The sequence below is a fragment of the Erythrobacter sp. genome (assembly GCF_036351135.1).
GTDB lineage: Bacteria > Pseudomonadota > Alphaproteobacteria > Sphingomonadales > Sphingomonadaceae > Erythrobacter.
This window is the reverse complement of sequence record NZ_JAZBON010000009.1, coordinates 72,570-98,044: the sequence shown is the minus strand read 5'-3', so window position 1 is coordinate 98,044 and position 25,475 is coordinate 72,570. Positions and strand designations below refer to the sequence as shown.

General features: G+C 65.2%; 23 protein-coding genes and 1 pseudogene. 12 read left to right on the top strand and 12 right to left on the bottom strand.

The features are described from left to right. Positions 1 to 3: 3 nt before the first annotated feature. The 7 genes from V2I30_RS01600 to V2I30_RS01570 all read right to left on the bottom strand — a co-directional run bounded on the left by V2I30_RS01600 (position 4) and on the right by V2I30_RS01570 (position 8,895). Positions 4 to 1,173, bottom strand: a complete 1,170-nt coding sequence (locus V2I30_RS01600) for an alkaline phosphatase D family protein (RefSeq protein WP_330660314.1) — start codon at positions 1,171 to 1,173, stop codon at positions 4 to 6. A gap of 71 nt (positions 1,174 to 1,244) precedes the next feature. Then, positions 1,245 to 2,378 carry a dihydropteroate synthase gene (gene folP / locus V2I30_RS01595; protein ID WP_330660313.1) on the bottom strand — a complete coding sequence of 378 codons (1,134 nt, stop codon included), beginning with the start codon at positions 2,376 to 2,378 and terminating at the stop codon, positions 1,245 to 1,247. A 511-nt stretch (positions 2,379 to 2,889) separates the two neighbouring features. After that, positions 2,890 to 3,501 carry a DUF6082 family protein gene (locus V2I30_RS01590; protein ID WP_330660312.1) on the bottom strand — a complete coding sequence of 204 codons (612 nt, stop codon included), beginning with the start codon at positions 3,499 to 3,501 and terminating at the stop codon, positions 2,890 to 2,892. Between the two features lie 270 nt (positions 3,502 to 3,771). After that, positions 3,772 to 5,823 (bottom strand): GMC family oxidoreductase N-terminal domain-containing protein, encoded by a 2,052-nt coding sequence (locus V2I30_RS01585; RefSeq protein WP_330660311.1) that lies wholly within the window; start codon positions 5,821 to 5,823, stop codon positions 3,772 to 3,774. Between the two features lie 107 nt (positions 5,824 to 5,930). After that, a complete protein-coding gene (locus V2I30_RS01580; RefSeq protein WP_330660547.1) occupies positions 5,931 to 7,082 on the bottom strand; it encodes a site-specific DNA-methyltransferase in 1,152 nt (383 codons plus the stop codon). Positions 7,083 to 7,283: 201 nt separating this feature from the next. After that, positions 7,284 to 8,261: a calcium/sodium antiporter gene (locus tag V2I30_RS01575; RefSeq protein ID WP_330660310.1), complete on the bottom strand. Its 978-nt coding sequence runs from the start codon at positions 8,259 to 8,261 to the stop codon at positions 7,284 to 7,286. A 25-nt stretch (positions 8,262 to 8,286) separates the two neighbouring features. After that, positions 8,287 to 8,895 carry a ribonuclease HII gene (locus tag V2I30_RS01570; protein ID WP_330660309.1) on the bottom strand — a complete coding sequence of 203 codons (609 nt, stop codon included), beginning with the start codon at positions 8,893 to 8,895 and terminating at the stop codon, positions 8,287 to 8,289. A gap of 67 nt (positions 8,896 to 8,962) precedes the next feature. On the opposite strand from V2I30_RS01570, the gene V2I30_RS01565 reads away from it, so the two are divergent. The 7 genes from V2I30_RS01565 to V2I30_RS01535 all read left to right on the top strand — a co-directional run bounded on the left by V2I30_RS01565 (position 8,963) and on the right by V2I30_RS01535 (position 15,040). Next, complete coding sequence (locus tag V2I30_RS01565) at positions 8,963 to 10,180, top strand: PQQ-dependent sugar dehydrogenase (protein WP_330660308.1); 1,218 nt, start codon at positions 8,963 to 8,965, stop codon at positions 10,178 to 10,180. 66 nt (positions 10,181 to 10,246) lie between these two features. Further along, a complete protein-coding gene (locus V2I30_RS01560) occupies positions 10,247 to 10,777 on the top strand; it encodes a GNAT family N-acetyltransferase (RefSeq protein ID WP_330660307.1) in 531 nt (176 codons plus the stop codon). Positions 10,778 to 10,845: 68 nt separating this feature from the next. Beyond that, positions 10,846 to 11,406, top strand: a complete 561-nt coding sequence (locus tag V2I30_RS01555; protein ID WP_330660306.1) for a DUF1285 domain-containing protein — start codon at positions 10,846 to 10,848, stop codon at positions 11,404 to 11,406. Between the two features lie 2 nt (positions 11,407 to 11,408). After that, positions 11,409 to 12,026 carry a CoA pyrophosphatase gene (locus V2I30_RS01550; RefSeq protein WP_330660305.1) on the top strand — a complete coding sequence of 206 codons (618 nt, stop codon included), beginning with the start codon at positions 11,409 to 11,411 and terminating at the stop codon, positions 12,024 to 12,026. Positions 12,027 to 12,153: 127 nt separating this feature from the next. After that, a complete protein-coding gene (locus tag V2I30_RS01545; protein WP_330660304.1) occupies positions 12,154 to 13,356 on the top strand; it encodes a CCA tRNA nucleotidyltransferase in 1,203 nt (400 codons plus the stop codon). Between the two features lie 279 nt (positions 13,357 to 13,635). After that, positions 13,636 to 14,214, top strand: a complete 579-nt coding sequence (locus tag V2I30_RS01540; RefSeq protein WP_330660303.1) for a hypothetical protein — start codon at positions 13,636 to 13,638, stop codon at positions 14,212 to 14,214. 328 nt (positions 14,215 to 14,542) lie between these two features. Continuing rightward, positions 14,543 to 15,040: a hypothetical protein gene (locus V2I30_RS01535; RefSeq protein WP_330660302.1), complete on the top strand. Its 498-nt coding sequence runs from the start codon at positions 14,543 to 14,545 to the stop codon at positions 15,038 to 15,040. A 93-nt stretch (positions 15,041 to 15,133) separates the two neighbouring features. Here V2I30_RS01535 and parC read toward each other — a convergent pair whose 3' ends face one another. Next, complete coding sequence (parC, locus tag V2I30_RS01530; RefSeq protein WP_330660301.1) at positions 15,134 to 17,440, bottom strand: DNA topoisomerase IV subunit A; 2,307 nt, start codon at positions 17,438 to 17,440, stop codon at positions 15,134 to 15,136. Positions 17,441 to 17,630: 190 nt separating this feature from the next. Here parC and V2I30_RS01525 point away from each other — a divergent pair, with 190 nt between their 5' ends. After that, a complete protein-coding gene (locus tag V2I30_RS01525) occupies positions 17,631 to 18,179 on the top strand; it encodes a type 1 glutamine amidotransferase domain-containing protein (RefSeq protein ID WP_330660300.1) in 549 nt (182 codons plus the stop codon). Positions 18,180 to 18,332: 153 nt separating this feature from the next. Here the strand turns inward: V2I30_RS01525 and V2I30_RS01520 are convergent, their stop codons facing one another. From V2I30_RS01520 to V2I30_RS01510, 3 genes are all read right to left on the bottom strand, one after another. Further along, entirely contained in the window at positions 18,333 to 18,668 is a 336-nt protein-coding gene (locus tag V2I30_RS01520; RefSeq protein ID WP_330660299.1) for a 2Fe-2S iron-sulfur cluster-binding protein, read from the bottom strand. Next, positions 18,665 to 19,741, bottom strand: coding sequence for a cysteine desulfurase family protein (locus V2I30_RS01515; protein ID WP_330660298.1), 1,077 nt, complete (start codon positions 19,739 to 19,741; stop codon positions 18,665 to 18,667). Before V2I30_RS01515 ends, V2I30_RS01520 begins: the two co-directional genes overlap by 4 nt. Before the next feature lie 153 nt (positions 19,742 to 19,894). Next, on the bottom strand, positions 19,895 to 20,884 hold the full coding sequence (locus tag V2I30_RS01510) for a cysteine desulfurase family protein (protein ID WP_330660297.1): 990 nt from the start codon (positions 20,882 to 20,884) through the stop codon (positions 19,895 to 19,897). 123 nt (positions 20,885 to 21,007) lie between these two features. On the opposite strand from V2I30_RS01510, the gene V2I30_RS01505 reads away from it, so the two are divergent. Both V2I30_RS01505 and V2I30_RS01500 read left to right on the top strand, forming a co-directional pair. Next, positions 21,008 to 21,664 carry an alpha/beta hydrolase gene (locus V2I30_RS01505; RefSeq protein ID WP_330660296.1) on the top strand — a complete coding sequence of 219 codons (657 nt, stop codon included), beginning with the start codon at positions 21,008 to 21,010 and terminating at the stop codon, positions 21,662 to 21,664. A gap of 456 nt (positions 21,665 to 22,120) precedes the next feature. Beyond that, on the top strand, positions 22,121 to 22,810 hold the full coding sequence (locus V2I30_RS01500) for an energy transducer TonB (protein ID WP_330660295.1): 690 nt from the start codon (positions 22,121 to 22,123) through the stop codon (positions 22,808 to 22,810). Between the two features lie 27 nt (positions 22,811 to 22,837). Here the strand turns inward: V2I30_RS01500 and V2I30_RS01495 are convergent, their stop codons facing one another. Continuing rightward, the gene (locus tag V2I30_RS01495) at positions 22,838 to 23,053 is read right to left on the bottom strand and encodes a hypothetical protein (RefSeq protein ID WP_330660294.1); all 216 of its coding nucleotides are present in this window, start codon (positions 23,051 to 23,053) and stop codon (positions 22,838 to 22,840) included. 88 nt (positions 23,054 to 23,141) lie between these two features. Here V2I30_RS01495 and V2I30_RS01490 point away from each other — a divergent pair, with 88 nt between their 5' ends. Continuing rightward, positions 23,142 to 23,525 carry a DUF3597 domain-containing protein gene (locus V2I30_RS01490; protein WP_330660293.1) on the top strand — a complete coding sequence of 128 codons (384 nt, stop codon included), beginning with the start codon at positions 23,142 to 23,144 and terminating at the stop codon, positions 23,523 to 23,525. Between the two features lie 35 nt (positions 23,526 to 23,560). Continuing rightward, positions 23,561 to 25,414, top strand: a pseudogene (locus V2I30_RS01485) (DUF885 domain-containing protein). Positions 25,415 to 25,475 lie beyond the last annotated feature (61 nt).

Below are 25,475 nucleotides of genomic sequence, written 5' to 3'. Positions count from 1 at the left end.
CCCTCACCATTCCACCGTCCGCGTTGCTCGCACCTCGCCCGCGCCGGTGCCGTCCTCGACATCGCCCGCGTCGCGCAGGCTCAGCGTGACGCGGCGGGCGGGCCAGTCGATCTCGACCAGGCCGAAATTCTCCTCCGAGATGAAGTCGGTCACGCGCCTCGCATCGGGCTCGCGCTCGGTGTTGCGCTCGGTCGTGTTGAACGAGTAGTTCAGCGATGAGCTGGTCAGCTCCCACAACCGCTCCCCGCCCGCCGCCTGCGGCGCGTCGGTGTAGATGCCGCCGGCATGGCGATCGCCCGACAGCAGCACGAGCCCGCTTTCCTCGCGCGCCGCCAGCATGCCGAACAGCTTCGCGCGCTCGAGCGGCAGGTTCTTCCAGCTCTCGTAGTCATGCGCCTCGGTCAGCACTTGAATGGAGGAGGCGACGATCCTGAGGTCGGCGGGCTTGGCAAGCTCACTCTGAAGCCAGCGCCATTGCGCCTCGCCCAGCATGGTCTTGGCCGGATCGCGGCTCGGCTCGTAGACGCCCAGCGGCCAGCGCTCGAGCGCATAGGGCTTGGTTGCGAGATCCGAGCGGAAGAAGCGCGTGTCGAGCAGGATGATCTGCGTGCGCTGTCCCGGAGGGCCGGTGATCGTGCTGTGATAGACGCCGGGCCGCGCCCGCACTTCGCCCGGCACATCCCAGAACGCCTCGAACAGGGCCTCGCCGCGCTCGCGAAACGCGAAGCTCGATCCGCCGTCGTTGAAGCCGTAATCGTGATCGTCCCAGGTGATCATCATCGGCACGCGGGCGCGGAAAGCGGCAAGCTCGGGCGTCGCGGCCTGGACCGCATACGCCTCGCGCAAGGAGGTGAGATCGGCATCGCCGTCCCATCCATTGTCGCCGTAGTTGTTGTCGCCGATGAACAGGAAGACGTCGGGATCGGCCGCTGCAATATGCGACCAGTAGGCTTGCGGGCGCAGCTGATGATTGCAGCTGCCGAAGGCGAGACGCGTGATCGCGGTGTCGGGCGCGAGGCTGACATTGGGCGGCGCGACGGGCAGCGCGCCCGTGCCGGCCGGCCCGTCATAGGAGGAAGCCGCGCTCGCCGTCGATGCCATGCGATCGCCCGGGGCGGCGGTGCAAGCGGCGAGGGCGAACATGGCGCCGGCGAGGAGGGTTGAGCGGATCATGCGGGGCCTGCTTTCGTGTTCGGCAAAGGGGTGTCGCCAAGCCCATGCGGAGCGAATGCTGCAAAGGCAAGTCACGCGGACAAGCTGCCGAAATCGGTCAGCGCCGCATCGCGCAGACCCCGCCACACATTGCGCGCCTGGACCGTTTCGGCAACGTCGTGGACGCGCAGCAGGTGCACGCCCGCCTCCATCCCCCTGACGGCGAGCGCGAGGCTGCCGCCCAGCCGCTCATGCGCCGGTTCCTCGTTCGACAGCGCGCCGATCATCCGCTTGCGACTGACCCCGAGCAGGATCGGACTGCCCAGCGCATGGAACAGCGGCAGCGCGTTCAGCAATGCGAGGTTGTCGGTCAGCGACTTGCCGAAGCCGATGCCGGGATCGATGCAGATGCGCTCCGCCGCGATACCGAGCGCGATCGCCTTTGCGCGCTGGGCGGCGAGGTCGTCGAACACCTCGCTCACCACGTCGCCATAGGTGCCGCCCTCATGCAGATCCTCACCCGTTCCCGGCGCATGCATCAGCACCACCGGGCACCCGGCCTTGGCGACCAGTTCGGCCATCCGCGGATCGTAGCGCAGCGCCGAGACGTCGTTCACCATATGCGCGCCCGCTTCCAGCGCCGCCTCGACCACGCCGGCGCGCCGGCTGTCGATGCTGATCGCGGCGCCCATCTGCGTGCAATACTCCACCGCCGGGAGCACCCGGGCGATCTCGTCGCCCTCGAAGGTCGGCTGCGCGCCCGGCCGCGTGCTCTCGCCGCCGATATCGATCAGCGCCGCGCCCGCTTCCAGCATCGCGGCGGCGTGGGCGCGGCCCTCTTCCGGCTTGTCGAGGAACGCGCCGCCATCGCTGAAGCTGTCGGGCGTCACGTTGAGCACGCCCATCACCTGCGGCTGGTCGAGCCGGATGGTGCGCGTCCCCAACTGCAGCGGCGCATGCACTGCCTGCAGGTTCAACCACTGCCGCTCGGCCTCGACGGCGAGCGCATCGCTATGGCTCTCGCCAAGCCCGGCAATCGCCTCCGCCGCCCCGGCAAGGTCGAACAGGCGGCGATCGACCACCCGCCCCTCCTCGCGCACCACCAGCGCGAAGCGGCTGGCATAAGCCATCGACCCGCCCAGCCGGATCGCCCCCGGCCCTTCGCCGCGCGATTCGGCCTGAGGCGAAGCGGAGAGACCGATGGGATGGAGATAGACCTTGCTCATGCGCGCGCGCCCTCAAACCCTACACAATGGAACATGTGGAACACGGTCCTGGAGCAAAACCGCGCAAGCGTCACCGTAGGCCGCAAAAGCGTCACTCTGGTGCGCAATGTGTCACTGTTCGTGCGGGAAACGTCGCTCTGGGGGCGGGGAAGTGTGACTTTGGAGAAGGGCGAAGTGTCACCTTTGGACGGCTCGGGGCGCGGGCGGTTGAGTGGCTGGAAGACGAATTTCATACAGGGCCCCATACCGCGTCAAGCGCGCGTAGGACAGGAGCTAAGAAGGCGTCTCAGCTTAGGTCGAACGGCGATTTTTGACCCCAATTACGGACTTATCAGCGCAGTCGGGTCGGGACAAAAGTAGTCATTAGAGATCGACTTGATCTACTGAAATGAACGCTTCGAATTCAGACGCATGCGGACTTCGCAGCACTTCCCTAAAGAGGACATTTGGTTCGTTATTGGCCACAATCTCTCTTTACAGCGCAATGAGACGCGCTTCAGGCGCCATTGGTTTAATCAACAAGCTCAGCGGACGCTTTCTTAGATTCGAACGCTGCTTCCACCAAATTGTGGAAGGCCATGTGACCCTGCCCTGCGGCTTCCGCATGAAGTTTACGGGACACGCGGTGCCTTTCCCAAAACTGAACAAAAATTCCATGCATCCGCTCACTTAACAGGTTTTCGAGCTGTTGCTCACTCAATAAGCCGCTCGTGTATTGCGTCTCCCAGTGCGATAAAATGAGGTTTGTATACATTGACTGTTTGCCCGTTATCGGAGTCTCCGATCCACTCCAAACTTTCTCCAACTCTGGGTCTTCGATCGAAAGCTTGAGGAGTTCCAAATGTAGCATACGTATTTGCATGGCCGCACCCTGTTGGACCTCTTTACTCTGTAGGGTGAGCGCGTTGCGCTGAAGATCAATCGTATAGAGTAACCCGAAAGCAGCAAATCCAGAAAACAGTGCGCCAAACAGTCCGAGAGCGGATGATATATCCTTGGCGTGTTCGACATCGCTTATAAACGAGAAGCTGGAACCAGCACCCAGAATGATAAGGTGAGCGATGAATAGAATTATTAATGCTGCGAAAAGTCCAGCGAACCAAAATGAGCTCTTCGATTTCATATGTACCCCCATAATCGCAGCGATGCCTGAAGCGTTACACTCGTCCTGCGCGGTGGCAAGCCAGCGCGAATGTAGGATGAAGGACGGAAATCATGGCAGGCTCTTTGAATCTTAAGCTTCAAAACCGAAGATCGGTTTAGACCCAATCTACGTTATCAGGGTAAGGTTCACGTTCGACGCTACCATGCCGAAAGCCGACAGTCGTAGAATTACACAACAGCCGCCATTCACCGCGCCCTCGTGACGCTATCCCCATGGCCAACCCGCCCCCTACCCAAAAACCCGCTGACCATGCGTCACCCGGTCCGCCATCGCCATCGTCGTCATCTGCGCGTTGACGCGGATGCAGCTCGGCATGACGCTGGCGTCGGTGACCAGGACGTTGGCGGCGGCGTGGACCTTCTGGCCTGTATCGACCACGCCCTTGGACGGGTCGGCGTTGATCGCGTTGCCGCCGTGGGGGTGGCTCGAGGACAGGACGACGTCGTCGGGTTCGGTGATGTGCTCGGCGAAAAAGCGGTCGATCGCCGCGTTGCTCATCCCGGCCTTTAGCGTGTCGCCCTGCAACAGCGCGGGATAGACCTCCTGCGCGCCGCCTGCGAAATGCACCTTCGTCAGCGTCGCGAGCGCGCGGCGCAGGACGGCGAGATCCTCCTCCTCGAGCTTGAAGCTCAATTTACCCTTCTTGATAGTCCCGCGCCGATCGGCGGGGAACAGCGCGCCGGCCGAGGCCAGCCGATTGTAATGGCGCATCCGCTCGAAATGCTCGTCGAACCAGCCGGGGACCAGCGTCGCCATGCTCATGGGCGGCTGGAAATGGCTCTCGATCAGAAAATCGCCGCGGTCGATATAGGTCGCCATCTGGTCCTCATCCCAGGCGTTCACCTTATCGGGCATTAGCGCGGGGACCGGGCAGGCGATGTTGAGCGAGATGCCGGTGCCCGTCCCCTCGATGCCGCTGGCCGCGAGGATGTTGCTCGAGGCGACGGCGCCGGCGGCGACCACCATGCCCTTGGTCACGCGGACATGCTTGGCCCGTCCGTCGGCGATCTGGACCTGCACCGATGTCGCCACCCGCCTGCCATCGCCGTCCGGCTCGCCCCAGCCGATTCGGAGAACTTCCGCGCCGGGCAGGATGCGTGCCTTGCGCTTTGCCTTCACGGCGGCGTTGTGGAGGTAGCTTTCGGGCATGGCGCGCTTGCGGCCATAGGGACAGCCGGTGTTGCAATAGCCGCAGGAAACGCAGCGGTTGTCGTCGGATTTCGGACCCCAGTTCTTGCGGAACCAGCCCGCGGGCGCCTGCGCGTCCATCGGATCGTTCGATCCCGTGCGGTAGGCGTTCCAGCCTTGCAGCAACCGTGTGCCGTTATTGAGGCCCAGCCGGTGATCGATCTCGTGCACGCCGAGCCGTTTCTCGACCCGGCAATAGGCGTCGTCCAAAGCGCCTGCGTCGATGTCGGCCCCCAGTTCGCGCCAGGTTTCCAGAACCTTGTTGGCTTCGGGATGGGTCTCGTCTTGGCGTTCAAGCCGCAGGCAGATGCCATTGTTGATGACGGTCGATCCGCCCACCGTGCGCCCCTGAAAGACGACGATGTCGCGGTCGCGCGTGGTCTGGATCGCGCCGTCCTTGTAGATGCCCGACGACATGCGCGCCTCGTGCGGGGTGATGAGGCTGCTCGGCATGTGGGGTCCGGCTTCGACCACGAGCACTTCGTAGCCCTCGTCGGCGAGGTTCGAGGCGGCCACCGCCCCGCCCGCGCCCGAGCCGATGACGACCACTTCGACGCTGTCGGGAATCGCCTCCTCGTCGACGAAGACCGATGCGGGCAGGTCGTTATCGGTGAAATCGTCGATGTCCGGATCGTCGGGCGTGCCCGCGCGGCTGCGATGGCGCGGGAGGGTGAAGTCGATCGATTTGAGCACCGGGTTGTCGAAGTTCGCATCTTCGAGCGCCGCCTGCGATTGGCTGGCGCCCTCGGGCTCGATCCAGTGGCCGTAATAGCCGGCATAGACGATGCCCCTGATCCGGGCCATGTCCTGGAAGAGGTCGACCCGGCTGTTCTTGAAGCGCCGCTCTATCCGCCACTGGCGAAACCGCCGCGGGCCGAAATGCCAGACCGGGCCGCCCAGCACGACCCACGCCGCGAAGACCGACAGCGCGGTCTCCATCGGCGTGCGGCCCGTCATGTTGCCGAACATGAATTGCAGGTTCTGCGTCACCTGCCGCGGAGGGATCGCCATCTTGTCGGGCTCGACGAACATGGTCTCGGCAAGCCGGGTCCAGATCGCGGCGATGAACGGATTGAACGGCTTTTCCTGCATGATGCGAAATCCCCCTTTTCGCGAGCGTATGGCGAGGCGTGCTAGCGCAGCCGGCGCTGAGGGGATTGTAGCTTCGCGCCGATTGTCGCCCGGCGTCAGCCGCGGCTTCAGTCCTCGCTTGCCAAGCGGTAGAGCTCGCGCGCGGCGTCGATCGGGTGGATTTCGCCGCCGGCCTCGTAGTGCCAGAAGGTCCAGCCATTGCAGCTGGGCGCGTCTTGCAGATCCTTGCCTAGGCCATGGATCGAGCCCGCCTGCTTGCCGCCCGACCCTTCGAGTTCGAGCGAGCCATCTGCCCGGACGATCGCGCTCCAGCGGCGTTTCTTGTCGAACACCTTTGTGCCGGGCGCGATCAGTCCGGTTTCCACCAACGCTCCGAAGGCGACCCGGGGCGCGGATTTCTTGGATTGCATGGTCGTCAGCGCGCTTTCGTCGAGCGGCAGCTGGTCCGCGATGCGCTTGTAGGCGAGCGCGCGGTAACCCGCCTCGCGCTCGCAGCCGATCCATTGCCGGCCCAGCCGCTTGGCGACCGCGCCGGTCGTGCCGGTGCCGAAGAAGGGATCGAGCACGACGTCGCCCTTTTCGGTCGTCGCCAGCAGCACGCGGTAGAGCAGGCTTTCGGGCTTTTGCGTGGGATGCGCCTTGCGGCCATCCTCTTTCAAGCGCTCGCCGCCCGAACAGATCGGCAGCACCCAGTCGCTGCGCATCTGCAGCTCGTCGTTCAGCGTCTTCATCGCCCGATAGTTGAAATGGTAGCGCGCCTTTTCGCCCATGCTCGCCCAGATCAGCGTCTCATGCGCATTGGTGAAGCGCGTGCCCTTAAAGTTGGGCATGGGATTGGTCTTGCGCCAGACGATATCGTTGAGGATCCAGAAGCCCGCATCCTGCAGCGCCGCGCCGACGCGGTAGATATTGTGGTAGCTGCCGATCACCCACAGCGCGCCGTCGGGCTTGAGAACGCGTCTCGCCTCCATCAGCCAAGCCTTTGTAAAGGCGTCGTAAGCGGCGAAGCTGTCGAACCGATCCCATTCGTCGGTAACCGCGTCCACCTCGCTGCCGTCGGGGCGGTTGAGATCGCCGCCGAGCTGCAGATTGTAGGGCGGATCGGCGAAGATGCAGTCGATCGAGGCGGGCGGAAGCGAGCGCATGGCGGCGATGCAATCGCCCTCCAGGATTTGGCCGAGCGGGAGGGACGCGGGCGCAGCGGTTGCGGCCTTCCCGGCCGCCGCCCTGCGCAGTTTCGCCGTTTCCATCACGCCCATATTCATGCCCCGATCTGCCGCCTGCCGGCCACTTATCCACAGGCATGAGTCCTCGCCGGACTCTCGTCAAGCGCTTTGATCCTCGGGACTTATGGTAAACAATTGCCTAACGCTGTCATGCGCGGGGCGGAACGAAGGGGGAATGCACCACATCTTGCGGGTCGGCGGGATCGGCGGACTCCAGATGGGGCGGTGTGGCCTTCAGGTATCGGCGGGTCGTTCCAATCCCATTTCCTCGTCCACCGGATCGGGCGTGTCGGAAAAGACCAGCACGACATTGCCGAGAAAGGCGACGAACAGCACCGCGCCCAGCGCCCGCCCGATGCTCTTTGCGAACCACAGCAACATGAGCAGCAGCACCGCGCTTCCCGTCAGCAGTGCCATCTGGATGCCGGCCAGCTCGCTTGGCAATGCGACCGGCGCGATCGTCATCGTCGCGCCGCCGATCAGCAGGATGTTGTAGATGTTGGAGCCCACCACATTGCCGATCGCCAGACCCGATTTACCGCGCAGGGCGGCGGCGATCGAGGCGGCGAGTTCCGGGAGCGAGGTGCCCACCGCCACCACCGTCAGGCCGATCACCGTTTCCGGGACGGCGAAGATCGTCGCGAGACTGATCGCGCCGGTCACCAGCGCGTCGCCGCCCGCCACGAGGATGCCCAACCCCACAAGAAAAAGCAGGGTGGAGATAATGCCGCTTTGCGGCCCGTCATCGGTCCCATCTTCGAGCGCCGCAGCGCCGGGATGCTTGTAGCGCCACACGATATAGACCACGATCAGCGCAAGCAGCACCGCGCCGACCCAGCGCGCTCCGATCCCCGCAAGCGCCAGCGCCCAAAGGAGCAGCGTACAGCCCAGCGCGACAACTGCATCGCGCCGACCCATGCCGACCAGTACGATCGGGGCGACCAGTGCCGAGATCCCGAGGATCAGCAACGTGTTCGCCAGGTTCGAGCCGACGATATTGCCCCAGGCGATCTCGGGCGATCCGGCAAGGCTCGCCTGCACGCTCGCCACCATTTCGGGCATCGAGGTGGCGAAGCCGACGATAACGAGCCCGGTGAACAGCGTCGAGACGCCAAGCTTTTGCGCGATGCCGACGGCTCCGCGCACTAATAATTCACCGCCCAACGCAAGGCCGACAAGCCCCGCAAGGCTGAGAAGGATGGCTTCGAGCATCAGCAGGGACTAGGCGGGCAGTGGCTCAAAGCAGAGCGCATTGCGCAACGGGGGCGAAGGATCGGCGGTGCAGGGGTGTTGGACCATGGAGACGCAACGCCTCTTTGTGCTGCGCGGTTCCATAGCCCTTGTTGCGCTCCCAGCCATAATGCGGATGCGTGTCGGCGGCGGCGATCATCAATCGGTCGCGCCACTCCTTGGCGATGATCGAGGCCGCGGAGATACTCGCCTCGATCCCGTCGCCGCCGACGATCGCACGCGCCGGCCAGCGCCATTCCTCGCAGCGTCCTTGCGGCGTCATATTGCCATCGATCGAAACCTGCGTCGGCGCTCCGTCGAGCGTTCCGGCGAGCGCGGCGACGCAGCGGGTCATGGCTACCATTGTTGCCTGAAAGATGTTGATCCGGTCGATCTCGTCCGGCTCTACCACCGCCACCGCCCAGGCACAGCATTCGCGAAGCGCGGTATCGAGCGCGCCGCGCCGCTTCGCGGAAAGCGTCTTGGAATCGGCCACGCCTGCGGGTAGGTCCGGCCCAAGAACCACCGCCGCGGCGACTACCGGCCCCGCCAGCGGCCCGCGGCCCGCCTCGTCCACCCCGATCTCGAAGCGGTGCGGGGAACCGGGCGTGCCCACGGCGCGTAAATCCCCTTTGGCCCCCACTTTTGGCCCCCCTGTGGCAATATCAGGAGCACACGATATCATGATTACCCTCCCCACGCTCAAAGCCGCAGCAGGCCGTCTTCCTACGGCCCGCCTTACTGCCCTCGCGCCGCTCGCCCTGGCAAGCTGCGCCTACGGGGAAAGTGGGGACAGCGCGGCCAACAGCTCTGTCGGCGCCAGCGAGATGGCAGCCGAAGAGATGGGCGCGATGGAAATCACCCGCCGTGCCTCCTTCGACACGCCCTGGGCGATCGAATTCGCGCCGGGCACCTCGATCCTCTTCGTCTCCGAAAAGGAAGGGTCGATGAAGTTCATCGACACCGCGGCCGCCAGCGGCTCGGGCCGCACCGGCACGGTCACCGGCGTGCCGCAGGTCGATTTCGGCGGCCAGGGCGGCTTTGGCGACATCGCCTTCCTGCCGAGCGAGGCGAACGCGCCGCTGTCGGGCCGCACGATCTATCTCAGCTGGGCCGAAGCCGGAGAGGGCGACACGCGCGGAGCGGTGGTCGGGCGCGGGCAGCTGATGTGCGAAGCGGCCGACGCCTGCGCCATCGAAGGGCTCGACGTGGTATGGCGCCAGGCACCAAAGGTGACCGGCCGCGGCCATTATTCGCACCGCATCACTTTCTCGCCCGATGAGAGCCACCTCTATATCGCCAGCGGCGACCGCCAGAAGCTCGAACCCGCGCAGGATCGCTCGAACACGCTCGGCACGATCGTTCGGCTCAACCTCGACGGATCGCCCGCTCCCGGCAATCCCTTCGCCGATGCGAGCGGCGTCACCCAGCAGATCTGGTCCTACGGCCATCGCAACATCCTCGGCATCGATTGGGATGCGCAAGGGCGGCTTTGGGAAGTCGAACACGGGCCGGCGGGCGGCGACGAGCTGAACCTGGTGCGCCGCGGCGCCAATTATGGCTGGCCGACACGCTCCTATGGCGATCATTACAACGGCAATCCGATCACCGATCACAGCGCCGACGATGGCTTCACCAAGCCCGCGACATACTGGACCCCGGTGATCGCGCCGGGCGACATGATCTTCTATCGCGGCGACATGTTCGCGGACTGGCGCGGCAATGCGCTGATCACCGGCCTCAACACCCAGGCGATCGTGCGGGTCGAGATCGACGGCGAGGACGCGCGTGAAGTGGCCCGTTACGAGATCGACGGCCGCGTGCGCTCGATCGACGAGGCCCCCGACGGCAGCATCTGGGTCGCGACCGACGAGGGTTCGCTTTACCAGCTGACGAACTAGCCCATTCGTCATTGCGAGCCGAAGGCCCATCGCTTCTCGCGATGACGGGGATCGTAGTTCCGTGCCATGACCGACACCGCCACCCTGATACCGCTCGCCGCGGTCGATCCCGCGATGGTCGAGGCGGTGCTCGACCGCGCGTTCGGCGAGGATCGCCACGCGCGCACCGCCTATCGCATCCGCGCCGGAATGGCGGCGCTGGACGCGCTGAGCTTCGCCGCGCTCGACGGGGACGAACTCCTGGTGGGCACCATCCAGTGCTTTCCGGTCGCGCTGCGCAGCCCGGATGGGACAGGCGTGCCGCTGGTCATGGTCGGTCCGGTCGCGGTGGTGCCCGAGCGGCAGGGCGAAGGCTTCGGTGCCGGCCTCCTTGCCGCGATGCTCGATGCCGAGGCGCGGCTGGCAGCGGACGGCTCGCCGGTTTTCCCGCAGGTGCTGATCGGCGATGCGGACTATTACGGCGCCTGGGGTTTCAGCGCGTCGGCGACCGGCGGCTGGCGCTGTCCCGGCCCCTACGACCCCACCCGCCTGCTCGCCCGAGGCGCGGCGCTGGGCGCACTGCCGACAGAGGGCATGCTCGGCCCGTGGGGCTCCTGATCCTCCCCAGTTTGGGGAGGATTGCTCTTCACAGGAACGCGCATCCCTGCCATCGCGTTGCCAATATCATGCCCTACGAACCTCCGCCCTATCTCGCCGAATTGACCCTTGCCCAGATCGCCCAGCAGGTGGCGGACCGCAAACTCCCCCCGGTCGAGGGCTGGGCGCCGACACGCGAAGGCGATAGCCAGATGCGCATCGCCGCCGACGGCACCTGGTATCACGAAGGTGGCGCCATCCGCCGCCCGGCCATGGTCCGCGCCTTTGCCGGTCTGCTCACCCGCGACGAGGCGGGGCAGCACTGGCTCGTCACCCCCTTCGAGAAACTCACCATCGATGTCGAGGATGCCGCCTTCATCGCGGTCGATTGCGCGCGCAAGGAGGGCGACCTCGCCTTTCGTCTCAACACCGACGACCTCGTCGTCGCCGGCCCCGACAATCCCCTGCGCGTCGCTGGCGATCCCGAAACGCCGGCGATCTACCTTGGCGTACGGCGCGGCTGCGAGGCGCGATTGAACCGCTCGACCTATGCTCAGCTGGCCGACATCGCGATCGAGACCGGCGGCGCGGACGAAAGCGGCGACTGGATCGTCTCCAGCCAGGGCGCGATGTTCTCGCTCAAGGGATAGGGGTGAGCGAGCTTCTCGTCCATCTCACCGCCCTGTTCGAAGCGGGCCATGCCCGGCCTGTCGACGGCCTCAGGACCGATCGCGCCTTCGCCGATCCCGGCGCCGCGACGCAGGCCGCGGTGCTGATCGCGGTAGTCGATCGGCCGCAGCCGACCATGATACTCACCCAGCGCCCCAATTCGATGCGCGATCATCCGGGGCAGGTCGCCTTTCCCGGCGGCAAGCTGGAGGCGGGCGAGGATGCGGTCGTCGCGGCCCTGCGCGAGGCGAACGAAGAGCTCGGCATCGCGGCGGACGCGGTCGACATCATCGGCGTCAGCGATCTCTACCACACCGGTACCGGCTTTGCGGTCACCCCGGTGCTCGGCCTGGTCGAGCCCGGCATCGCCATCACCCCCGATGCGCGCGAGGTCGAGGCGTGGTTCGAGGCGCCGCTGGACCTCATGTTCGATCCCGCCAGCTGGACCGAGCGCACCGCTATGTGGAAAGGCGCCGAGCGCGTCTATCTCGACATGCGCTACGAAGGCTTTCGCATCTGGGGGGTAACCGCGGCGATCATCGCCAACCTCGCCCGGCGGCTGAATTACCGAGCGGTTCAGACCCACTCCCGCTCGCCCTGAGCCCTTCGGCGAGCTCAGCACATGCTTGTCGAAGGGCTGCACTTTCTTGTAGCGCGACTTACGAAGAAAAAGGACGATCCTTCGATACCCGCCGTCGCGGGCACAGGCAGTCTCAGGATGAGCGGGATTGGATAAACAGCTCCTCGAAGAAGCCAGCTGGCCGCGGCGCGAAGGCCTTGTCGCACTGACCGCGGCGCTCGGCGCCGAGGAGATGCGCTGGGTCGGCGGGGCGGTGCGCGACACGCTGCTGGGCGAGGAAGTCCACGACGTCGATTGCGCGACGCGGCTCACGCCTGCCGAAGTGATCGACGCCTGCACGCGGGCCGGCATCCGCACCGTGCCGACCGGGATCGAGCACGGGACGATCACCGCGGTGCTGCCCGACGGGCCGGTAGAGGTCACCACCCTGCGCCGCGACGTCGCAACCGACGGGCGGCGCGCGGTGGTCGCTTTCGCGCGCGACTGGCGCGAAGATGCGGCCCGGCGCGATTTCACCATCAACGCGCTTTATGCCCATCCCGAAACCTGCGCGATCAGCGATTATTTCGGCGGTCTCGCAGATCTCGAACAGCGCATCGTTCGCTTCATCGGCGAAGCGCAGGAGCGCATCGCCGAAGACCATCTGCGCATCCTTCGCTATTACCGCTTTCAGGCGCGGTTCGGCGCCGCGCTCGACGAGGAAGCCGAAGACGCCTGCGCGCGCAATGCCGCAACGCTGAAAGGCTTGAGCCGCGAGCGCGTTGCGGGCGAATTGCTGCGGCTGCTCGACCTGCCCGCCCCCGCCGAGACCATCGAGCGGATGTTCGCGCGCGGGGTGCTGTCCGTCATCCTGCCCGAAACCGCGCGCCCGCACATCGCAGCGCTGAAGGCCCTGATCGCGCAGGAGTCGACGTACGAGGTGCCCGGCGATCCTCTGCGCCGGCTAGCCGCGCTGCTTCCCCCCTCGCCAGACATCGCCGAGGATGTCGCCGCGCGGCTCAGGCTTTCCAAAGCGCAGCGCGCGCGGCTGATTTCCGCCGCCGAACGCCGCCGCGAAGACGCCGACGCCCCGCGCGCGCTCGCCTATGCGATCACCCCCGCCTTCGCCCGCGACCGGCTGCTGCTGCTCGGGCAGGACATCAACGCGCTCGACGGCTGGAATCCGCCCCGCTTCCCCCTCAAGGGCGGCGAGATCGTCGCGCACGGGGTCGAGGCCGGACCCGAGGTCGCGCGCATCCTGCGCTGGGCCGAGCGCCGCTGGGTCGAGGAAGGCTTCCCCGGCCCCAAGCGCGCCCGCGCGATCCTAGCGGACATCCTGGAAGCACGCGCCCAGCAGCCGCCGCCCACCTGATTTCCAGGCTGACGTTTACGTTAAGCTGCGCTTCAGTCGCGCGACTCTACAACGGTGGCCAAGTCACCAACTTGTCATGTGCCGGCCTCTTCTGTAGGGGAACGAACCGCGCGCGATGCGCATTGTTCGCAAGAAGGCGCGTTTCCATTGCCGTTGGATCGCCGGCGGGTTCGTCCTCGCAGGCGATACGCTGTCCGGGATTTTCGTCCGGCATCTGCACGCGGCATTCCGGCATGGCTGTGGTGGCCAAGACATTCGAGCAACTGGAGATTATCGACCATGAAATTCGTAAAAGCCGCTATCCTGGCCACCGCCCCCGCCTTCGTTCTCGCCGCGCCCTTCGCTGCGGCCGCGCAGGATGCGGGCACCACGGTCTATGGCAATGACGACATGGCCATCGGCACGGTCGAAGCCAATGCCGACGGCGTGGTCACCGTGGATACCGGCAAGCACAAGGCGCCGCTGCCCGCCAACCTTCTCGCCGAGCGTGAAGGCAAGTGGACGGTCAATGCCACCAAGGCGCAGATCGATCAGATGATGGACCAGCAGGTCGCCGACGCCAATGCCAAGCGCGACGCCGCCCTTACCGAAGGCGCCGCCGTGATGAGCGCGGACGGCATGCCCGCCGGCGTGATCTACACGATCGACAGCGAAGACACCGTCATCGTCAAGAATGACGGCGGTATCGTCACCCTGACGCGCGAAGCCTTTGCCGTGGGCGACAACGGCCAGCTGATGGCGCTCTATTCGATGGAACAGCTGAACGCGAATACGGTCGAAGTGCCCGAAGGCGCCGAAATCCTGACGCCCGCGCAGGCCGCCGCCAAGGAAGCCGCCGAGATGGGCGACGCGAGCTAAGCACCCAGCGAAAGTTGCAAGGGCCTACCTAACCGAGGGTCTTCAAGAAACCGCGGTCACCGGGGATGGTGGCCGCGGTTTTTTGTGTGTTTTGGCCTGCGCACCAGCATCCGCGACCGAGTGCGTCCACCTCCCCTCCCCGCGGGGAGGGATCAAGGGGTGGGGGCTCTGGCGCCTGTTATCCCGCATGCCAGCTCCAACCGATACCCGGCGTCCATTGAACAGATGCGATTCATCCCCGCCCAGGTTGACGAGGCAGGCGGCCCGTTCAGATTTTCGCAAAGTAATATGAACGATGACGAGCGTCCACCTTCGAAAGGATGCTTTAATGAAATTCTCCGCTGCGATGACTGGGCTTGCCGCCCTTTCCCTTCCCGCGACCGCAATGGCGCAGGATCAGCGTTGCATTCCGCAGGCGCAGAGCGAGGCGGTGGTCGCGTATCTGCTGCCCGACATGCTGGAAAGCGCGGGCGATCGCTGCGCGCGTCAGCTTGGCCGCGATGCCTATCTCTCGACCAATGCCGGCAATCTCGCCGACCGTTTGCAACCACTTGCCGAGCGATCCTGGCCCGAGGCCAAACGCGGCCTCGAAAACGCGTTCGCGAGCCCGCTGCCGGACGATCCCAACATCCTGGCCTTCGGTCGCAAGGCGATCGCCGACGGCATTACCAAGGACCTCGACCAGGCCGCCTGCGGCGTGGTGAGCGACCTCACCCGCGAGCTCGCGCCGCTGCCGCCGCAAAACTTCGCGAACGTCTTCGCGCTGTTCCTGCGCCTCGGCATCAACGGTTCGCCCGATTCCGAACTGCGCATCTGCGAGGCTTGATTGCACCAACCCTCCCCTCCCCACGGGGAGGGGATTGAGGGGTGGGGGCTCGGGCGCTTGCCATCATTCAGCGGTGCGCCGCCGCCCCATACCCTAGAACCGATTGTCCTTCGGGAAACCCTGCGGCGGGAGCCTCCCCGCAGCCCCGCGGGCAACCTTCCACTGCCAGATATCGTTCTCGGTCCGGGTGCGGTCGCCCTTGCCGCCCATCTGCCAGCTCAGCCCGTCGGCGAGCGTAAACGTGGTCGCATCGGACAGCCCGCCATCGCGGTAGCGTTGCAGCATTACGCCCTGCCCCCGCGCCATTACCGGCATTTCTTCGAGATTGAAGACGATCAGCTTGCGGTTCTCGCCCACCGCCGCGACGTGATCGTGGGATTCGGGCACTTCGTGTATCACCTGCAGGCGCGCATCGCCCTTCAAGTTCACCACCTGCTTGCCCTTCTTGGTCTCGGCCAGAAGCTCGCTCGTCTGGGCGATGAAACCCTTGCCCGCGCTCGAGGCGAGCAGCAGGCGCCCACCCGGTCTGTGCACCAGCATCGCTGCAATGCTCGTTTCGGCGGGCAGGTCGATTATCGTGCGCACCGGTTCGCCAAAGCCGCGCGCGCCGGGCAATTTGTCCGCGCCCAACGTGTAGAACCGCCCGTCCGACCCCGCGATCAGCAGCTTGTCCGTCGTCTGAGCGTGGAGGATATAGGCGAGCGCATCACCTTCCTTGTACTTGAATTCCTGGTCGAGCGGGACGTGCCCCTTGGCCGCGCGGATCCAGCCCTTTTGCGAGAGGATCACAGTCACCGGCTCTTTCTCGATCATCGCGTCCATCGAAAACTCAACCGCCGGGGCCGCTTCCTCGATCCGCGTGCGGCGTGCGCCCAGAGCGGTTTCTTCGGCATATTCCTTGCGAAGGCTGCGCAGGTCTTTTTTCAGCCGCGTGCGCTGGCGCGCCGGGCTGTCGAGCAGTTTGTTCAGCTCCTCCTGCTCGGCCAGCAGGTCGCTCTTCTCCTGCTTGAGCTCCATCTCTTCCAGCTTGCGCAAGGACCGCAGCCGCATGTTAAGGATCGCCTCGGCCTGTCGGTCGGTCAGGCTGAACTCGGCCATCATCACCGCCTTAGGCTCGTCCTCGTAGCGGATGATCTCGATCACCCGGTCGAGATTGAGGAAGGCGATGATGTAGCCTTCGACCAGCTCCAGCCGCCGCGCAATCTGGTCGAGCCGGTGCTGCGTGCGCCGCTGGAGGATCTCGATTTGCGACGCCGTCCAGTGGCCAAGCAGTTCCTTCAGCCCCATCACCATCGGCGTGCGGGTCGCATCGAGCACGTTCATGTTGAGCCCGAAGCGGGTCTCCATGTCCGTGAGCTTGAAGATGCTCTCTTTCAGCAATTCCGGATCGACATTGCGGCTTCGGGGTACGAGCACGATGCGGATGCTCTCATCGCTCTCGTCGCGCACATCTTCGAGGATCGGAAGTTTCTTGTCGGCGATCGCCTGCGCGATCTGTTCGATCAGCTTGCCCTTGGCGACCTGGTAGGGGATCTCGGAAATCACAAGCTGCCACTGCCCACCGCCCAGCCGCTCGATCCCTGCTTCGACATCCTCCGCCTTTTCGGCTTCGGGCGCGTGGAACACACCGCGCAAGCGGAAGCTGCCGCGCCCGGTGCGATAGGCCTCGGACAGCACCTCGGCGCTGTCGACCAGCTGGCCTCCGGTCGCAAAGTCCGGCCCCGGCATCAGCTCCATCAGCCGCTCATGCTCGACATGCGGGTTGTCGATCAGCTCGAGCGTCGCGTCGATCACTTCGGCGACATTGTGCGAGGGGATGTTGGTCGCCATCCCCACCGCAATCCCGCTCGCGCCATTGGCCAGCAGATTGGGGAACAGGCCCGGCATCAGCTCGGGCTCTTCCTCCTCGCCATTATAGGTCGGGATAAAGTCGACCGTGCCCGCATCCAGCCCATCCATCAGCTGGATCGCCGTGCGGCTCAGCCGCGCTTCGGTGTAACGATAGGCGGCCGCATTATCGCCATCGACATTCCCGAAATTACCCTGCCCCTCGACCAGCGGATAGCGCAGCGAGAAGTCCTGCGCGAGGCGGACCATCGCGTCATAGGCCGCGGTGTCGCCATGCGGGTGATATTTGCCGATCACCTCGCCCACCACGCGCGCCGACTTCTTGAAGCCGCTTCCCGGATCGAGCCGCAACTGGCGCATGGTCCACAGCAGGCGCCGGTGCACCGGTTTCAGCCCGTCGCGAAGATCCGGGAGCGAACGCGCGGTGATCGTGGAGAGCGCATAGACGAGGTAGCGTTCCGACAAGGCAGCATCGAAAGGGGCATCGACGATCTGGTCGAAACCGTCATCGGAAAAGTCGTCGCCCGCGGGCGTGTCCGTCGAACTGGCCATCCCGCCCGCTTAGCAGCCCCGCGCAAGGAGGGGAGAGGCGTTTCCACAGGATTGGCGAGGCGCCCCCGCGAAATGCGCGGTGTGCAGAAGTCCGCGTTCGTCGCTCGCAATGCACGCGCCGCCGGCGCCGCCGGAACCGGGGCATCGTCCACGCGTTGCATAACCAAGTGAATATAAAGGAGAACCTCACATGAAACGCGTGCTTATAATCGCCACCGATGGTTTCGAACAATCCGAGCTGATGCAGCCGAAGCAGATACTCGAAGATGCCGGCGCGGAAGTCGTCGTCGCGAGCCTCGAGGACGGCGAGATCAAGGGCTGGGACGAGGGCGACTGGGGCGACAGCGTCACGGTCGACCTCACTGTCGAGGAGGTCGTAGGCGACGATTACGACGCGCTGCTGCTGCCGGGTGGCCAGATCAATCCTGACAAGCTGCGCATGGAAGAAAGCGTTATCGATCTAATCCGCCAATTCGACAATGCGGGCAAGCCAATCGCGGCAATCTGTCATGCCCCGTGGTTGCTGGTCGAAGCCGACATCATCGACGGCAAGACGGTCACCGGCTGGCCTTCGATCCGCACCGACCTCGAAAATGCAGGCGGCGACGTCGTGGACCAGAAGGCAGCGGTCGATGGTAACATCATCACTAGCCGCAATCCCGACGACATCCCCGCCTTCACCCAAGCGTTGATGGAAGCGCTGGAAATGTCGGGCGATAAGGTGCTCGAGAACGCCTGACGGTATTCCTGCCGGCCCTTCACCCTTTCCCGGGTTGTAGCGATGGCCGGCCATGACCTGCCCCTGGCATGCAGGGTGACGGTCCTACGCTCCAGCCCCGCCGCGATCCTCCAAGCGCGGCGGGGCTTTTGCGTCCAGCGCCGCCCAAACGTCCTACATCGCCCGCGCATCATGGCTTTCGCCCGGAACGCTGACGGTGAGGCCGTCGAGGTCCAACGTCAGGTCGATCTGGCAGGAAAGGCGCGAGGTGCGCCGGGCACCGGCGGCGAAGTCGAGCATGTCCTCCTCTTCCTCGCTCGCTTCGCTCAAGCGGTCGAACCAGTCGGGATCGACGATGACGTGACAGGTCGAGCAGGCCATCTGTCCCTCGCAGGTGCCTTCGAGCGGCAGTCCCGCCGCCTGGCCGAGCTTGAGCAGATTATCGCCCGCCTCACCGGCCGCGTCGACGCGGTTGCCGCGCGGGTCGATGAAGGTCACCGATATGCTCAAAGTCCCTGCCCCTTCGCCGCCGCGTTGATCGTGTCAGCAGCCGTCTCGATATCATCCAGCGAGGTATAGCGCCCCCAACCCAGCCGGATCGAATTCTTCGCCTGCTTGTCGGAAAGGCCGATGGCTTTCAGGACATGGCTCGGTCGCCCGGACCCGCTGGCGCAGGCGGACCCTGCGGAGAACATGACGCTGCGACATTCGCTCATCAATCGCGCGACATCGAGGCCTTTTTTTCGGATATTGAGATTGCCCTTGTAGCGCGCGGTGTCGCTGCCGTTGAGCTCCCAGCCTTCGAACAATTCGCGCGCGCGGCCCCACAATTCCTCCACATGCGCCTCATCTTCGGCCATGCGCTCGCTCGCCAGCGCGGCTGCGGCGCCGAAGCCGGCAATAAGCGCGGGTGACAAGGTGCCCGAACGCAATCCGGCCTCCTGACCGCCGCCGGTCTGCTGCTCTTCCAGCTTCACTCCGCCCCGCACCCACAGCGCGCCCACGCCTTTGGGCCCGTGCAGCTTGTGCGCCGAAACGGCGATCATGTCGGCCTGCGTCACCGGCATCTTGCCATAGGCCTGCACCGCATCGATCAGGAACAGCGCGTTGTTTTCCTTCGCCTTGCGGTGCCAGTCGATCGTCGGCTGCACTGTGCCGATCTCGTTATTGACCTGCATCACCGCGATCAGGCGCACGTCGGCGGGCACGTCCTGCGCGGTGTTGCACTGGCCCTCTTTCGAGACGTTGAGGACATGCGCCGCACCGATCGCCTCGGCCGTATCGAGGACGGCGGCATGTTCGATCGCCGAGACGGAGACGCTGCCCTTCGTGCCCGAGCCACGGATCGCGAGATTGAGCGCCTCGGTCGCGCCGCCGGTGAAGATCACCTGGCCGCCCGGCGGAAATAGCGCCGCGACCTGATCGCGCGCCGCCTCAACCGCGGCGGCGGCCTGGCGCCCGAGCTTGTGCGGGCTGTGCGGATTGCCGAAGCCCATCCCGTCCGGCCCGTCGAGCCAGCGCAGCATCGCATCGCGCGCTTCGGGGGCAAGCGGGGTGGTGGCCTGATAGTCTAGGTAGATCATTGCGCGACCCCTCTATCCGCTCGCCCTGAGCTTGTCGAAGCCTGTCCTGAGCGGCTGGCTTGTCCAGCCAGCCGAAGGGGGCTGTTCTTCACTTGGCGCGTTCACGGCAGGAGGAAGGACGATCCTTCGACAATCTCAGGATGAGCGGGTTTTTCAGTTTAGGGACTTCCAAGCCTCGGCGAAATTCTCCAATTCCTCCGCAGTCGTCGACCACCCGATGCTCACCCGGATCGTGCGCGCGGCGACCTCGTCCGCAACCCCGAACGCATCGAGCACGCGGCTTTTCTTGAGCGTGCCGGACGAACACGCGCTGCCAGCCGACACGGCAAAGCCCATCGCATCGAGCCGAATCAGCAGCGCTTGGGCGGACATAGTGGGATGGGTGAGCGCCGCGATGTAGTCGACGCTTTCGCCGATGGTCAGGCGATGTTCGGCAAGCGCTTCTAGGAACTGGGCGCGTTCGCTGGCGTCGGTCGCCCATTCGCCCGCCTCCAGCGCCGCCGCCATTCCAAGCGCGCCGGGCAGGTTCTCGGTCCCCTGGCGATAGCCGCGCTCGTGCCCGCCGACGGGTTCGAGCAGCGCGAAATCGCGCACCAGCAGCGCGCCGATGCCGATCGGTCCGCCGAATTTATGCGCCGAAACCACCAGCATGTCGGCATCGGGCAGCGCCAGTTTCCCCGCACTTTGCGAACAGTCCGAGAGCAGCACCGCCCCCGCCTGCCGCAATTTCGCCGCCATGTCGTCGACCGGATGGATCGTACCCGTCTCCGAATTGACGTGTTGCACCGCGAGTATCGTATTCTCGTCGAACACCGACTCGTCATCCACGGTTTGCGCGCCCGGCAATGCGCGAAACACCGCATCGTGTTCGACCGCGCTGACGATCCGGCGCTGCGCCTTCGATCTTTGCAGGCCCAGAGCAATCGCCTCGCTCGCGCCGCTGGTGAAGATGACCTCGCCGTCCCACCCCAGCGCGCGCCCGATTCGCTCGCGCGCATCCTCCAGTGCCTGTTTTGCGCGGCGCCCCTCGCCATGGGGGGAGGACGGGTTGGCCCAAAGCGACAACCCCTCCTGCACGCCCGCAAGCGCCTCGGGACGGAGCGGCGAGGTGGCCGCGTGATCGAGATAGATGCGATCGGTCATGCTATGGCGCTTAATGAGAACGATTCTTAAAAAATTGCAGTCCGGGTCGCGATCCGTATATAGGGCGCGCGCTCTCCGGTGCCACCCGGAACGGCGCGTTCACTATCGCACAAGGTTCACCCGATGCCATCCGTCATCTTTCCCGGTCCCGAGGGCCGTCTCGAAGGCCGTTTCTCCCCGCCCCCGCGCCCGCGCGCGCCGGTCGCCATGATCCTCCATCCGCATCCCGAAGGCGGGGGCACGATGAACGACCGGATCGTCCAGCGGCTCTACACCACTTTCGCCGATCGCGGCTTCGCGACATTGCGCTTCAACTTCCGCGGCGTCGGGCGCAGCCAGGGCAGTTTCGACAACGGGATCGGCGAACTCTCCGATGCGGCGAGCGCGCTGGACTGGGTGCAGTCGATCCATCCCGAGGCGCAGACCACCTGGGTCGCGGGCTATTCCTTCGGCGCGTTGATCGGCATGCAGCTGCTGATGCGCCGCCCCGAGGTGCGCGGCTTCATCTCGGTCGCCCCGCCGGCCAATATGTACGACTTTTCCTTTCTCGCGCCCTGCCCCGCCAGCGGCATCTTCGTCCAGGGCGCCGCCGACACGGTGGTCCAGCCCAGCGCGGTGCAGAAGCTGGTCGACAAGCTGCGCACGCAAAAGCACATCACCATCCACCACGATGAAATTCCCCGCGCGAACCATTTCTTCGAGAACGAAATGGAAGAGATGATGAAGTCGGTGGACAATTACCTGGACTTCCGCCTGTCGCCGGACTGTCCGATTAAGTGATTTGACAATCCCTTAATCGTCTTTTGGTTTGTGTTCGCCCTTCCGGGCGAACTCCTCGCTAGACGTCCTCCGCTCCGCTACGGACCCGCTGCGGGCGCGCGGTTGCGCTTGCGACGCTTGAAACGTCGACTCATGGCTTCCCCACCCCCGCTCATATTGGGAGACTGAGTAGCCGCGTCAGCGGCGTATCGAAGGCTCGTCTCGAAGGACAGGCACCCACATCAGCCTAAGCGTCCTTCGAGACGCTTCAGCCTTCGGCTTCACCTCCTCAGGATGAGCGGGGTGGTGATCGGGAAAAGAACAACGGTCGAAATGGCGGACGTCTGACCGCCCAAAAAACCAAAACACAAACCATTTCAATTCACTACCCGTCGCGAAACGCAACTCGATAATGCTTGTCGTTCGCGTTTCGGCGTGCAAGCCTCTCTTCCGGTGGAGCATTACAGGAGAGAGATCATGTCCTATGCAAGCCAATCCAGACGTCCCAGCCCGCTCGCCGCGATGGGCGCCTTAGGTATTCCCGGCGCGATCGGAGCGGTGCTCGTCCTCGGCCTTGCGGTGACGGCAGGGGTCAAGCCGATCGATGAGGGGCTCGAAGGGTTCCTGATCCCCGAAACCAAGCCGGTCGAGCCGCTGCCGCCGCCCCCGATCGAACCGCGCGCCGCACCCGAAACTTCGCCGAGCGTCCGGCCGCAGCCGATCCCCCTGCCCGCGCCGCGCCCAGAGACGCGCTTCACCTTCGAGAACAGCGCCGACGCGCCGGTTGGCCATCTGCCCGATATGACCGGCACGGTTCTGGGATCAGGTCTCGGCCTTCCCGATATCGCGCCGCCCGCGCCACGTCCGCGCTTCGATCCCGTGCCGGCCTCGCCGCGCGGCAATCCGGGCGGATGGATCACCGAGGCGGATTACCGTTCGAGCTGGATCAATCGCGAGCTGACCGGAACGGCCGGCTTCACCCTAGATCTCGATGCCGAAGGACGGGTGGCGAACTGCACCATCACCCGCTCGACCGGGCACAGGGTGCTCGACGAGGCGACCTGCAAGCTGCTGACGCGGCGCGCCCGCTTCGCCCCGGCGCGCGATGCGGCAGGCAAGCCGGCGGCGGGCAGCTTCAGCAGCGCGGTGACCTGGCAGATTCCCTGAAGGCAGCGATCAGGCAGCGATCGGCGCCTAGCGCGGCCCCGCATCCTCGATCCGATCGACGGGCGCGGTGCCGTCGCTCGTTGGAACCGTCCAGATCAGCACGTTGGCAATTGCGACGAGCGCCAGCACCACCATCAGCGCTGGCTGCTTCGCCTCGCCCGTGCGCTTCCACAGCGCATAGGCGCCCAGCAACAGCAGGATCGCGGCGAGCATGACAATCGAGAGCACGAGATCGGTGGTCATTGCGCCGCGCCTCCTCTCCGCCCAGGCAACCCAAGGAACATGCGCGCCTTAGGAAGGTTGGTCGAGCAAGGTCAACTAGGAGGACGACATGGGTATCTTCAGCTCGATCAAGGATGCGATTTTCGGCGACGATGAAAAGGATGTGAGCGAAAAGGAGCCGCCCAAGGCCCCGATCGAACCGACCACAAAGAAGGTAAAGCGGCCCGAGCGCGAGGCGATCAGCCAAGTCGACGTGGCCAAGCGGCTCGATGCGAAACCGGGCTCCGACAAGCTCAACTGGCGCACCTCGATCGTCGACCTGATGAAGCTCGTGGGGATCGATTCCAGCTACGAGGCCCGTCAGCAACTGGCGGACGAACTGGGCCTGGTCCCCTATTCTGGCACGGCGGAACAGAACATGGCGCTTCACCGCGCGGTCATGAACAAGATTGCGCTTGCCGGCGGCCAGGTTCCGCCCGATCTCAGGGACTGATTGACTTGATTGAGGGGCGCTCTAACACCGCCTCCATGCACGACACACAGACGAATTTTACGCGCCGCCAGGCCCTTGCAGGGCTTGGCGGCGTTTCCGCTTTGGCACTCCTCCCGGGCTGCGCGGGCGCGGCCTACGAACCTTCGGCAGGCCCTGCGGCGGCCTACGGTCCGGACGAGACGCTAGACCGGATCGCCTACGCCATGCTGCAGCACGAGCCGGGCCGCGCGACCGGGCTAGGCGTCGACGATGGCGCCTATGCCGACTGGCGCGGGACCTTCGGCACGGCAGGCGAAGCGGGGCGCGAGGCCTATCGCGCGACGCTACAAGAACAGCTCGCCATCGCGCGCGACTATCCCAAGGACGGCCTTACCGCGGATCAGCAGATCGGCTTCGAAGTGGTCGAAAGCGCGTTCTCCAAAGCGCTTGAGGGTATGGCGCTCCCCTATGGCGAGGTCGCGGTCGGATCGTGGCGCAACGCGCCCTATCTCGTGATCCAGAATGTCGGCGGCTATATCGACTTTCCGCGCTTTTTCGGCGCGACCCAGCCGCTGCGCGACCGCCAAGATGTCGAGTATTATCTCGGTCGTCTGAGCGAGGTCGACCGGGTGCTCGACGGCGAGACGCAGCGCATTGCCGATGCGCGCGGCTTCGGACTGGTCCCGCCCGACTTCCTGCTCGACAAGACGCTCGCGCAGATGGAGACCAACCTCGCCGATGCGGCCAATAGCGGCGGCGCCTATGTCGACCCGCTGCTCGCCAGCGACCTCGCCGCCGCGACCACCGCCTCGCGCCAGGCCGAACAGATCGTGCGCGATCAGATCATCCCCGCGCTCGAACGCCAGCGCAGCGAATTGGAGGCGCAGCGCGCACTCGCGGGCAGCAGTGCCGGCATGTGGGCGCAGCCTGAAGGTGAGGAATGGTACAGCTGGGCAACCAGCGCCTCCACCACCACATCGCTCAGCCCCGACGAAATCCACCAGCAGGGTCTCGAAGAGCTCGCCGAGCTGCACGGCCGGATGGACCCGATCCTCAAGGAAATCGGCTACACGCAAGGCTCGGTTGGCGAGCGGATGCAGGCGCTGTCCGAAGACCCGCGCTACATGTTCGCTCCCGGCGATGAGGGCCGCGATCAGATATTCGAATTCATCGATGAACGCATCGCATGGATCAAGGCGCAAATGCCGCGCGCCTTTACCCAGCTGGTCGATCCCAACATGGAAGTCCGCCGCATTCCCATTAACGAAGAAGCCGGCGCACCGGGCGCCTATGGCGGCGCGGGCAGCAAGGATGGGAAGATACCGGGCCGCTTCTGGATCAACCTTCGCACCACCGACCTTCACCGCCGATACGACCTCCCCGACTTGACCTTTCACGAAGCGATCCCCGGCCATGTCTGGGAGGGCGAATATTCGAACCGCTTGCCGCTCATCCGCTCGATCCTCGCCTTCGGCGCGTTCAGCGAAGGCTGGGCGCTTTACGCGGAGCAGATGGCCGACGAGCTGGGCGCCTATGACGATTTCAAGGTCGGGCGGCTCGGCTACCTCCAAAGCCTCGCCTTCCGCGCCTGCCGCCTCGTGGTCGACACCGGACTGCATTCCAAACGCTGAACGAGGGCGGAGGCGCGCCGGTTCTTCATCGAGCGAAACGGATCGAAGGAAGAGGAAGTCGCGGGCGAGGTCGATCGCTATTGCAGCTGGCCCGGACAGGCCTGCTCCTACAAGATCGGCCATTCCGAGATCGTGCGTCAGCGCGCGCGGGCCGAGGCGGAACTGGGCGCGGCTTACGACTTCCGCGAATTCAACACGGCCGTCATCCTCGGCGGCAATGCGCCGCTCGATGTCGTCGGCAATACGGTCGGCCGCTACATCGCCGAGGCGAAAGCCTAGCGCGCGCCTCTGGCCGTATGCCGTAGCGTTCCTATCTCTCACGAAGCGGCGCGAAGGAGGC